Origin of the sequence: Cupriavidus sp. SK-4, from assembly GCF_000611125.1 — a bacterium.
Lineage (GTDB): Bacteria > Pseudomonadota > Gammaproteobacteria > Burkholderiales > Burkholderiaceae > Cupriavidus > Cupriavidus necator.
Map to the genome: position 1 here is coordinate 1 of NZ_JFJW01000241.1, position 11,508 is coordinate 11,508.

Here is an 11,508-nt window from a genome sequence, read left to right on the forward strand (position 1 = left end):
CGCCGGCCGCCAGCAGGCGGCGGCGCCGTGGGTCGATGTGAGCGATGGGGGATTGCTGCGGTGTATCCATGATGGCGTCTCCAGCGGTGTCGGCGCCCTGTGGATTGCAGCGGCGGGCGCGCTTGTGAGAGGTGTGCCGGGCAGTTGTCCCGCTGCGGCATTGCCCGCCTTCCAACGTCTTACATGCCGATCTGCGTGGCGCGCTCGACCAGGTTCCTGACAATGCGGACCGAGGCGATGTCGATCATCTTGCCGTTGTACTGGACGGCGCCCAGGCCTTGCGCCAGGGCTTCGTCGTAGGCACGGATCATCTCGCGCGCCTGCGCGACGTCAGCCGCGGCCGGCGAGAAGGTCTGTTGTGCAAGTTCCACCTGTGCCGGATGGATCGCCCATTTGCCCACCATGCCGAGGATCATCGCGCGGCGGGCTTCTTCCGCATACGCCTGCGGATTGCGGAAGTCCGCGAACGGCCCATCCACGGCATCGAGCCGGTTGGCCCGCGCGGCAATGGTCAGCCGGTGGCGCTGGTAGTTCCAGATGTCGCCCGGATAGCCACCCGTGCCACCGATGTCGCGGATCGACACCCCCTGGCTCGCGGAGTAATCGCCCATGCCGAAAATCAGGCATTCCAGCCGCGGCGTTGAGGCGGCGATCTCCTCGACATGCATCATCGCCTCCACCTCCTCGATCAGCACGTCGATGCCGATGCGGCGGCTCAGGCCAAGCTTCTTTTCCATCATGCTCAGCAGCTTGTCGACGAACAGCACGTCGGCGGCACTCATGGCCTTGGGCAGCATGATGACGTCAAGGTTGGCGCCGGCGCCTTCGACCACTTCGATGATGTCTTCGTAGGCGTACTCGGTGGTCAGGTCGTTGATGCGCACGCAGCGCGTGGTCTTGCCCCAGTCGTGCCCGTTCAGGGCTTCGATGATCTTGCGCCGCGCCGGCCGCTTCTCCGCCGGGGCGACGGCATCCTCCAGGTCGAGGAACACGAAGTCCACGTCCATCGCCGCGGCCTTCGCCATCATCTTCTCGCTCGAGCCAGGCACGGAAAGCTGGCAGCGGCGCAGTCTCTTCACTCGTTCTTGCATGTTGGGATCTCCTGCTGGGATTGGCTGTACTTACTGGATGACGCAATCGGTGCGCAGCGCCGCGATCTCGCGCTCGTCAAAGCCGAAGTCGGCAAGCGTGCTGTCGGTATGCTCGCCGGTCATCGGCGCGCGGCGCCGCACGCCGCCCGGGGTGTCGCTCATGCGCACCGGGCTGCCGGCGATGGTCAGGGGGCGGGCGGCGCCCGGCTGGTCGACATCGACCAGCATTTCCCTGACACGGAAGTGCGTGTCGCTGAAGATCTCGTTGGCGCCGAAGACCGGGCCGAACGGGATCTCGCCGCCGAGCATCCCGGCAAGCTCGCGCTTGGTATGACGTGCGGTCCAAGCACCGACCGCGGCTTCGACTTCTTCGCGATGCGCGACCCGTGCTTCGTTGGTGGCAAAACGCGGATCGGCCGCCAGTGCCGGGTCGTCCATCTGCGCCACCAGCAAGCGCCAGAAGCGGTCGTTGGGCACCCCCAGGCTGACAAAGCCGTCGCGGGCCGGGAACAGGCCGAACGGGCACAACAGCGGATGGCCGTTGCCTTCGGTGCCCGGCACCTGCGCCGTGGCGCTGTACTGGAACACCACGCGCTCGCACACGGCCAGGATGGCATCGACCATGGCCACGTCGACAAACTGCCCGCGGCCGGTGCGCTGCGCCTGCCAGCACGCGGCCGCGACGCCATAGGCCAGGAACATGGCCGGCACGATGTCGCCCACGCCCGGCCCGATCTTGGTCGGGGGGCCGCCCCGGCTGCCGCCGGTGATGCCCATGATGCCGCCCATCGCCTGCGCCACGGGGTCGTAGGCGGGCCACGACGCATAGGGGCTCTCGCCGCTGCGCGGGTCGCCAAACCCCCGCAGCGCCGCATACACCAGCCTGGGGTTCTCGGCCGCCAGGGTCTCGTAGCCCAGGCCGAGCCGGTCCATGACGCCGGCGCGGTAGTTCTCCACCAGCACATCCGCGCCCTGCACCAGGCGCAGCAGCACGGCGCGGCCGGCGGGCTGCTTCAGGTCCAGGACCACAGATTCCTTGTTGCGGTTGATCGAGCCGAAGTAGCTGCCAAAGCCGCCCTCGTCCATCTTCACCGAGCCGTGCAGGTGCGGCCCGGTGCGCCGCGTCTGGTCGCCGCCCGGCGGTTCGACCTTGATGACGCGCGCACCCTGGTCCGCCAGCATCATCGACGTGTAGGGCCCCGCCAGCATCTGCGTGAGGTCCAGCACGACCAGGCCGTCGAGCGCACCCGCCACGCGTTCCGTGGAACTCATGGCGTGCTCCGCTTCGGCCGGCGGCGGATCAGCGTGGTGCGCTCGGCCTGCACGCACAGCTTGTCGTCCTGGTTCAGGCCATAGTGCCGGAAGCAGACGATGCCGGCGTCGTCCTGTTCAGCGTCGCGCTTCTCCAGCACCTCGGTATAGGCGTAGAGCGTGTCGCCGTGGAAGACGGGATGCGACAGCCGGATCTTGTCCAGCGTCAGCTCGCGCAGGCACTGCTCGGCCGTATCCTGCGCGGCCAGCCCGAGCACCATCGACAGGTTGATGCCGCCAAAGACCACGCGTTGAGAGAAGATGCCGCCCGGGCTCTGGCGCATCACGTCCTCGTTGAAATGGCCCTCCGCAGTGTTCATCACCATGTTGGTGATCAGCACGTTGTCCATCTCGGTCACGGTCTTGCCGCGCGCATGGCGGATCAGCATGCCGACCTCGAAGTCCTCGAAGTACCCGTCCGGGCTGGTCAGCGTGGCGATGTCGGTAGTCATGCTGCCTCCCGCTTCTTGCCCGCCTGGCCGGCAAAGGCTCGTTCCGCGATCATCGCTTCGACTTCGGAGCGGCCCAGCAAGCTGGTGGCAATGACTCGCTGCTGGATCTCGGAAGTGCCTTCGAAGATCTTGGTCAGCCGCGCATCGCGCCAGTAGCGTTCGATCGGGAACAGGGTGGTGTAGCCCGCGCCGCCGAAGATCTGCAGCGCGGTGGAGGTCACGCGCTCGGCCATCTCCGAAGCGAAGTACTTGACCATCGACGCTTCCTTGTCGCAGCGCCGGCCGCTGTCGATCTCGTTGCAGACGTAGTAGAGCAACTGCCGCGCCGCCTCGATCTCGGTGGCCATGGTCGCGATCTTGAAGCGGATGGCCTGGTATTCGGCGATCGGCATGCCGAACTGCTTGCGCTCCGTGGCATAGGCAATCGCGTCTTCCAGCGCGCCTTGCGCCAGGCCGATGGCACGGGCCGCGGTATGCGCGCGTGCGCCTTCCAGGCCCTTGCTCATCAGCAGGAAGGCCTTGCCCTCTTCGCCCATCAGGTTGCGCTTCGGCACGCGCACGCCGTCCAGCGCCAGCTCGAAGGTCTTCCAGCCGAAGTAGCCGATCTTGGGAATCGGCTTGCCGACCATCCCGGGCGGAAACTTGCCCCGCTCCTTCTCGATCAGGAAGCTCGATATCCCCTGCCAGCGCTTCTCAGGGCTGGGCGGCGCCGAGGTGCGCGCGAACACGGTCAGGTAGTCCGCGCCGTCGGCAAACGTGCACCAGTACTTGTTGCCGGTCAGCACCCATTCATCGCCTTCCAGCACGGCGCGGCACGAGATCGACGCCAGGTCCGATCCGGTATCGGGCTCGGACAGCGCGCTGGCGCCGAGAAACTCGCCGCGCACCACCCGCGGCAGGTATTCCATGCACATCTCCTCGGGCATGGACTTCTGGATCCACCCGCCCTGCGCGCGCGCCACGATCGACGCCACCGACATCCAGCCGCGCGAGAGCTGTTCGCAGATCAGGCAGTACTCGAAGATGCCCAGCCCGAGTCCACCGTAGGCCTCGGGGATGGTGATGCCGAAGTAGCCCATCTCGGCCAGCTTCTCGCGCAGCGCCATCGGGATCTCGCCGTCCGGGCCGTCGAGCGCGTTGGCGACCGGCAGCACTTCCTTCATCGTGAACTCGCGCGCGGCGTCGCGAATCATGCGCCGCTGCTCCGTCATGTAACCCAGTCCGTCTTGCGACATGCTTGTCCCCTTGTTTGGTCTCTGTTACTGGTTCCTGGTCCTGACCAGGTTCGAGCGCTTGAACGTGATCACCTCGTCGCCCTGCTGGTTGGTGCCGCGCGTGTGCCACGTGACGATGCCGTAGCCGGCCCGGTTGGTGGCCGGCCGCGCCGACACCACGACCGAGCTTGCGTACAGCGTGTCGCCCGGATAGACCGGCTTCAGGTAGGTCAGCTCATCCACGCCGAGGAACGGGCCGCCGCCTTCCGACAGGTCCTCGACCGACAGCCCGAAGACCGTGTTGAAGACCAGCAGCGGATTGACCGGCGTGTCCGGGTGGCCCTGCGCCCTGGCCAGCGCCGCGTTGGTGTACTGCGGGTTGTAGTGCAGCGTGAGCACGCAGAACAGCGTGTTGTCCGCCGCGGTCACGGTGCGTCCCCAGTGGTGGGTGTACGACTGCCCGGGCTCGAAATCCTCGAAGCGGTGGCCGCGCGCGCGCAGCTTTGCCTCGGACTTGAGCCGGGCAACGGTCATGGCATCTGATGTCATTGCATTGCCTCGAACAAGGAATTGACGGAGGGCGAACGGTCCAGCGCATCCACCGCCGCCACGAGTTTTCCGAAACGGACCGGCCCGATCACCGGCGTGACGATGGCGCGCGACTTGGCCACCAGCCGCTCCCATTGCGCGTCCAGGTCCGTGGCCGGGACCGCCACATTGGCCTGCTCGCTAAGCTCGCGCCCGTCGCGGGTACGGATGGTCACCGTGGCGGCATTGCGGTCCCCGCCCGGTTCGACCACCAATGCGATGCGCTGGCGCGCACGCACGTAGCGCGGATCCAGCGCGGTGCGGTCGGAATAGAGTTCAAGCGATGAGGTCGCTGCGCCGTCGAGCGCGAGCGCGGCAAGGTGCTGCACGGCAAACTTCACCGCCAGGCCGGTCTGCGGGTTCGGGTTGTCGCAGACCCCGCGGTGCTGGCCCGAGACGACGATGGTCACCGACTCCATGTCATCCAGGCCCACGCCGTGATTGCGGCGGGCCTGGCCGATCGCCTCGATGGTCGAATGCGTGAGATAGCAGGAGGCGTGATATTTGAACAGGGTGCGCTCGATCGCCATGCCGCGCCCGGTGTCCAGCGTCGTGGGAAATGCATTGGGCGCCGGGGCCTGCGTGCGCGCAAAGCCTTGCTCGCACTCGATGGCATCCGCGTGCGCCGTGAAGCCGCGCGCCGCAAGCTGGGCCGCCATCAGCCCGTTCATGGCCGCCTTGCCCGCGTGCAGCGGCTTGGCCATGGTGCCGAACATGCATTTCAGGCCGGCCGCCTGCGTGGCCGCAAGACCCAGTGCATGCGAGGTCGCGGCGGCGTCAAGCTGGCGCAGCGCCGCGCACGCCGCGGCGGCGCCGAGCGTGCCGACGGTGCCGGTGACATGGAATCCCTGCTGGTAATGGCTGGCGCCAAGCACTTCGCCGACCCGGCTTTCAATCTCATGGCCGACGATCAGCGCGCGCAGCAGCGCCCGTCCGCTGGCGTTCTGCACCTGAGCCTGGGCCAGCGCAGCCGGCGCCACCGGCACCGTCGGGTGCCCATACATGGACGAGGCAACATCATCGAAATCCAGCGCATGGCCCGCCGCGCCGTTGATCAGCGCGGCCTCGAGCGGATTCGCGTGGGCCGTCCTGCCCAGCAGGCTGCAGGGCAAGTCGCGCGAGCCGGCATACTCCGCCGCCAGCATCTCCACCAGCGGCTCGTTGGCGGCCGCCAGGCTGACTGAAATCCAGTCGAGCATGACGTGCCTGGCCCAGATGAAGGCTTCGGCACCGATGGCCTCGTCGTCCACCGTGCTGATCCACTGCGCCAGCATTTGCGTGAAGCCGGCGGCCTCACTTCCACCCTGATTCGTGTTTTCCACTCGGTTTTCCGCCTGGCTTTCCCCGGCGGTCCTCGGTTCCTGTGAACCAAGTATCAGGCAGGCTTCCGGGCCATGGCATCACATATGTGATTGTTCCGGGCATGGTGGATCCATCACATATGTGATTGAAACGAGGGCACGGACAATGGAGACTGCTGACGTGCGCTGCGCTGCCGGCATGCCGGGCAGGCCGCGCCAGCTACCTCCACCTATCCATCAGATGCCATGACAGACAAGCAGAGACCCCCACGCCGTTCCGTCCTCTACGTGCCGGCGAGCAATGCACGCGCGCTCGGCAAGGCGCGCAGCCTGCCGTGCGACGCCATCGTGTTCGACCTCGAGGACGCGGTGGCACCGGCCATGAAAGACGCGGCCAGGCGCAACCTGATCGAAGCGTTCGCCGCCGGGGCGTTCGCGGGCCAGGAGGCCGTGATTCGCCTCAACGCCCTTGGCACCCGCGAGTTCGCATCCGACCTGGAAGTCGCCGCCCGTTGCGGCCCGGATGCCGTGTTGCTGCCCAAGGTCAACCGCGGTGCGGACATGGAACGCCTGCGCACGGCGTGCAGCGCGCACACCTGGACGCGCGCCTGCAGCCTGTGGGCCATGATCGAGACGGCCGACGCGATCCATCATATCGACGACATCCTCTGCGCCGGCCGTGCGGCGAAGCCTGCACTGGACTGCCTGGTGATCGGCACCAACGACCTTGCCAAGGAGACCGGCGTCTTTCCGGGCGACCAGCGCCAGTACCTGCTGCCCTGGCTGATGTCTGTCGTGCTGGCGGCCAAGCGCCACGGCGTCGCCGTGCTGGATGGGGTGTGGAACGACTTCGCCGACCAGGCGGGTTTCGCCCGAGAAGTGGAACAGTCCGTGAAGATGGCGTTTGACGGCAAGACGCTGATCCACCCGTCGCAGGTGGAGCCGGCCAACCTGGCCTTCGCGCCGTCGGCGCTCGCGGTGGAAGACGCCAGGCAGATCGTCCTTGCCTTTGCAGCACCGGAGCATGCCGGCGCGGGTGTGATCAACCTGAACGGCCGCATGGTCGAGCGGCTGCACCTGGAGCAGGCCACGCGCCTGCTGGCACTGCACGACACCATCCAGGCGCGCAACGCATCGCGCGCCGCATAGGCCAAGCAGCAGGGACTCAGTGGTCCTTGCCGACCGCCAGCACCGCCGTCACCAGCTTCTTGCGACGCTCATGCAGGCGGGCCACCGGCCCGCCGACGCCAATGCCCATCCATTGGCCGCGAATCGGCGTCGCCAGCAAAGTGGCGATCACGCCGGCCCCTGCGGTGGCAAGACTGGCCGATTCATAGTAGCCCCGCTCGCGCGCCGACTCGACCGCGCGCATGACTTCGGCAGGCTTGGCCGGCGGCGCCCCGTCCTTTGCATGCTCGGCGTTGTAGCGGCGCAGCAGCCGGCCGATGTCGTCGTCATCCATCTTGCTCAGCAGCATGATGCCGATCGCCGCCCGGTGGATCGGCCGCAGCGTGCCGGAAGACACCGCCAGCCGCAGCGCGTACTGCGACTCGACCACGGATAGGTATTGCAGCATGATGCCGCTGCGCCGCCCCAGCAGCACGGTCTCGCCGGTCTCGCTGGACAGGCGCCGCATGGCATCGCGCACGGTATTGCCCGGGCCCTGCCTGCGCGTCGCCCATTCGTTGAGGAAGGAAACGCGGACCGACGGACAGTACTCGCGCGTTTCTGCGTCGAACTCCATATAGCCGCGCGCGACCAGCGTCTGCAGCAGCATGGATACGCTCGATTGCGGCAGATGCAGCATGGCGACGATTTCCACGGCCCGCAGCGGCCGGCGCTCCTTTTCAAAGAGCTCGAGCAAATCAAAGACCCGGGTCGCCGACTTCACCATGCCGCGCTCCATCTGCCTGCCTCCTGTCTGGCGCAAATCCTGTCCGGGGAGCATACAGGATCTGGCCGCCTACTTTGAGACCGGCGCGGCAACCGGCAGTACCAGCGCATCCAGCGCGATCGCGCCTTGCCCTTGCGGCATCAATAGCAGCGGGTTGATATCCACCTCGCCGACGACATCGCGCTGGCTGTCAGCGAAGGCGGACAAGCACACCAGGACGTCAACCAGGGCTTCCACATCGGCCGGCGGGGCACCACGTACCCCGTTGAAGATGGCCTTGCCACGGAGTTCCTGCACCATCGAACGTGCCTCATCCAGATCCAGCGGCACCAGGCGCATCGCGACATCCTTCAGCACTTCCACGTGCACGCCGCCCAGGCCAAACATGAGTACCGGCCCGAACACCGGATCACGGAACACGCCGCAGAGGGTCTCTATGCCGCCCCGCCGCATCGGCGAAACCAGCACGCCGTCCACCCGCGCCGCGGGCAGTTGGCCGCGCACCCGCGCCAGCATGTCGCGCGCGGCTGCCACGGCCAGTTCCGGGGTGGGAATATCCAGGACGACGCCGCCCACCTCGGTCTTGTGGGTGATGTCCGGCGACACCACCTTCAAGGCAACCGGGCAGCCGATGCGCGCGGCCGCCTCTCCGGCGGCTTCGGCATTGGCGGCAAGCACCTCGTCCAGTACGGGAATGCCGGCCGCTGCCAGCAGCGCCTTGGCGCCTTGCTCGTTCAACCCTTCGATGTCGCCCCGCGTCAGCGCGTATGTCCTGCCGGCGGATGCCGGGGCATCGGCAGCGCTGGTGGCTCCGCGCCGGAAGCTGCGCGCGAAAGCGGCCAGGGCGCCGATCGCACGCACCGCCCGGTTCGAATCCTCGAACACCAGGTAGCCCGCTGCCTCGAACTCCCCCACCACCGCCTGCGGTGCCACAAAGGACAGTACCACCAGACGCCCCGGATGGCGCTGGCGCATCTCACCGAGCACGACCAGCAACCGCTGCGCGAAGTCGGGATCAGCCGGCGCGCTGGTCACAAAGAGCACCACCGCACCGAAGCTGCCCTCGGTCATCACGACTTCCAGGCATCGACCTAGCAGGCTCTTGTCATTGGCGGCCTGCGCCGTCACGTCGATCGGATTGGTCACGCCTGCAAACGGGATCATCGCCTTGATGCTGGCCTGGGCGCCGGGCGGAAGCAGCGGCGTTTCCAAGCCGTACTCGGCCGCGGCATCGGCCATCTGTACGCCGACCCCGCCCGAGACGGTCACGATGCCCAGGCTGCGATCCGCCGGGTAGACGCCGTGTGCGCAGGCGTAGGCGATATCCAGGAGTTCCTCGACGCTGCCTGCACGATAGACGCCATACTGCCTGAACACTGCATCGTAGACCGCGTCCTCCCCCGCCAGGGCCCCGGTATGCGACGCTGCCGCGCGCGCCCCTGCAGCCGAGCGCCCGACCTTCAACACGACGACAGCCTTGCCATGCGAGCGCGCCAGCTTCAATGCCTTGACGAAGCTCTCGCCATCGCGAATGGCCTCGGCATAAGCCACGATCACCCGCACAGTCGGGTGTTGCGCGAGCCACGTAATGCACTCAGGCAAGCCGATATCCGCCTCGTTGCCGGTGGTGATCCAGTAGCCCACGCCGATCCCACGCTGCCTGCAGAGGTAAGCCAGATGCCCGCCGCACGCGCCGCTCTGGCTGGCAATCGCGACGCCGCCGGGTGCCAGGAAGCCATGCTTCAGCGCCTGGGTGAAGGTGCCCATGAACCCGGTATGCGCATTGAATGCCCCAAGGCAGTTAGGCCCCAGGACACGCAAGCCCAGGCGCCGCGCCATCGCGAGCATCTCGGCCTGCCGGGACGCGCCGGCCTCATCCGTTTCCGCGAATCCCGCCGAGAAGATGATGGCCGCCCTGACGCCTTTCTCCGCGCAGGAGGGCAGCACCGCCAGCACCTGGTCGGCTGGCAATGCGATGATGGCCAGGTCCACTGGCACAGGAACCGCGCGGATGTCCGGATAGGCTGGTATGCCCTGGACCTGCTCCCGGTTGGGATTGACCGGATAGATGCCGCCTGCGAAGCCGGCGTCCAGCAGGTAGCGCAGCGGGCGTCCGCCGATCCGGGTGCTATCGTCGGAAGCCCCGATGATGGCAACCGACTCAGGCTCGAAGAGCGCTCTCAGTGTTTCGCTTGGCTTGTCATCTGCCTCAGGCTTGTGCATGTCTCTTCCGTCAGTGAACAGGATCGGGTCGCGGCCGGTTAATCGATCCGGGCGTTGCTTTGTTTGACGACCTCGCCGAACTTCTGCAGGTCACGGCGAATCAGCGCATCCACGATGTCCGGACTACCGTACTTGGGCATTGCGCCCTGTGCCCGCAGCCGCTCGCCGCCGTCCGGGGATTGGATGATCGCCTGCAAGGCCGTGCCGACACGCTGCACGATGTCTCGCGGCGTACCCGCCGGAGCGACAATGGCGCCCCACCCCTCCGGCGTCAACAACGATGAAAAGTAGCCGCCGCACCTTGATCGCGTCGTTCTCGCTCATGGGACCGTAAGCCGTGCCCAGCAGCAGGCGCGATTGCAGAATGGTGGCCAAGCCGTAGTTGTCGGTCACGCCGCCGTCGACCAGCTTGATGTACTTTCCCTTCGAAGTATCCCGGTGACGGCGAACGGCATTTGCCAACGCGCCAAGCAGCAGCGATCGCCCAGGCGCCTGGGCGTGGTCAAGATTCGGCAGCGGTGCACTACAAGCCTCGGGATGCTTTTGAAGGACGATCGGTGCGAAGAAGAGCGGGACCGCCATGGATGCGGCGACGGCCTCGGAAACGGGAAAGCTCGCAAGATCACTGCATAGTGCATCGAATGCCAACTGGCTGAACGGGAACGCGACCCGGTAGTAGACGTTCGTGGCGTTGATCCAAACGATTGGCTTGCCGCGGCGGAACATGTCGGCGTACGTCGCTCCCTTGAACACGCACTGGGCGGGCGTTGCGCGTACCGAGGGCCAGGGCACAAGCCAAGGCCTGGGCGCATGTTAGCGAGGATGTGATGATCTCTAGCCGGCCTGCAGAAGCGCAGGATCGTGCTGTGCCAGGGCATTGGGAGGGTGACCTGATCATCGGCCTGAACCGATCTGCTATTGGGACGCTGGTGGAGAGATCAAGCCGTTTCACCATGCTCGTCCACCTGCCTCGGGAGAAAGGCTATGGGTCGACTCCCCGGACGAAGAATGGCCCCGCACTGGCTGGCTACGGAGCTGTCACGATGGCCAATGCGCTCAAGAAGACGGTGTCCGACATGCCTGCCCAGTTGTGGCGGTCATTGACTTGGGATCGTGGCAAGGAACTATCCGATCACGCCCGCTTCACCGTCGAGTCCGGGGTAAAGGTATTCTTCGCCGATCCGCACAGTCCATGGCAGCGCGGCACGAACGAGAACACGAACGGTCTTCTGCGACAATACTTTCCAAAAGGCACAGACCTATCCCGTTGGAGCGCTCGAGAGATCCAGGCCGTTGCCAATGCACTGAATACCAGGCCCCGAAAAACGCTTGGTTGGAAGACACCTGCCGAAGCCCTGGACGACTATCTAAAATCTGTTCAACAATCTAGTGTTGCGACGACCGGTTGAATCCGTCCAGTACGCGAGCGCGGAG

At 66.4% G+C, this 11,508-nt stretch carries 10 protein-coding genes and 1 pseudogene; 2 read left to right on the forward strand and 9 right to left on the reverse strand.

Annotated features, from left to right (window positions below; genetic code table 11):
- Nucleotides 1-179 precede the first annotated feature (179 nt).
- From CF68_RS34970 to CF68_RS34995, 6 genes are read right to left on the reverse strand one after another with little or no spacing between them, the layout of a single operon-like run.
- Complete coding sequence (locus CF68_RS34970) at nt 180-1,091, reverse strand: CoA ester lyase (RefSeq protein ID WP_035828223.1); 912 nt, start codon at nt 1,089-1,091, stop codon at nt 180-182.
- A gap of 30 nt (nt 1,092-1,121) precedes the next feature.
- Nucleotides 1,122-2,363, reverse strand: a complete 1,242-nt coding sequence (locus tag CF68_RS34975; RefSeq protein WP_035828224.1) for a CaiB/BaiF CoA-transferase family protein — start codon at nt 2,361-2,363, stop codon at nt 1,122-1,124.
- Nucleotides 2,360-2,854 (reverse strand): MaoC family dehydratase, encoded by a 495-nt coding sequence (locus CF68_RS34980; protein ID WP_035828226.1) that lies wholly within the window; start codon nt 2,852-2,854, stop codon nt 2,360-2,362. Before CF68_RS34980 ends, CF68_RS34975 begins: the two co-directional genes overlap by 4 nt.
- Nucleotides 2,851-4,089, reverse strand: a complete 1,239-nt coding sequence (locus CF68_RS34985; protein ID WP_035828227.1) for an acyl-CoA dehydrogenase family protein — start codon at nt 4,087-4,089, stop codon at nt 2,851-2,853. The genes CF68_RS34980 and CF68_RS34985 overlap by 4 nt, the downstream gene beginning before the upstream one ends.
- A 24-nt stretch (nt 4,090-4,113) precedes the next feature.
- Complete coding sequence (locus CF68_RS34990) at nt 4,114-4,617, reverse strand: MaoC family dehydratase (protein ID WP_035828228.1); 504 nt, start codon at nt 4,615-4,617, stop codon at nt 4,114-4,116.
- On the reverse strand, nt 4,614-5,978 hold the full coding sequence (locus tag CF68_RS34995; protein ID WP_035828230.1) for an MmgE/PrpD family protein: 1,365 nt from the start codon (nt 5,976-5,978) through the stop codon (nt 4,614-4,616). Before CF68_RS34995 ends, CF68_RS34990 begins: the two co-directional genes overlap by 4 nt.
- Nucleotides 5,979-6,203: 225 nt before the next feature.
- On the opposite strand from CF68_RS34995, the gene CF68_RS35000 reads away from it, so the two are divergent.
- Nucleotides 6,204-7,106, forward strand: a complete 903-nt coding sequence (locus tag CF68_RS35000; protein WP_035828232.1) for a CoA ester lyase — start codon at nt 6,204-6,206, stop codon at nt 7,104-7,106.
- Nucleotides 7,107-7,122: 16 nt separating this feature from the next.
- On the opposite strand, the gene CF68_RS35005 is transcribed toward CF68_RS35000, so the two are convergent.
- From CF68_RS35005 to CF68_RS39305, 3 genes are read right to left on the reverse strand one after another with little or no spacing between them, the layout of a single operon-like run.
- Nucleotides 7,123-7,863 (reverse strand): IclR family transcriptional regulator, encoded by a 741-nt coding sequence (locus tag CF68_RS35005; protein ID WP_035828234.1) that lies wholly within the window; start codon nt 7,861-7,863, stop codon nt 7,123-7,125.
- A 57-nt stretch (nt 7,864-7,920) separates the two neighbouring features.
- On the reverse strand, nt 7,921-10,074 hold the full coding sequence (locus CF68_RS35010; RefSeq protein ID WP_051591831.1) for an acetate--CoA ligase family protein: 2,154 nt from the start codon (nt 10,072-10,074) through the stop codon (nt 7,921-7,923).
- Between the two features lie 38 nt (nt 10,075-10,112).
- Nucleotides 10,113-10,292, reverse strand: coding sequence for a hypothetical protein (locus tag CF68_RS39305; protein ID WP_369798939.1), 180 nt, complete (start codon nt 10,290-10,292; stop codon nt 10,113-10,115).
- Nucleotides 10,293-10,826: 534 nt separating this feature from the next.
- Between CF68_RS39305 and CF68_RS36875 the strand changes: the two are divergent.
- Nucleotides 10,827-11,483, forward strand: a pseudogene (locus CF68_RS36875) (IS30 family transposase); the annotation flags it as partial.
- Nucleotides 11,484-11,508 lie beyond the last annotated feature (25 nt).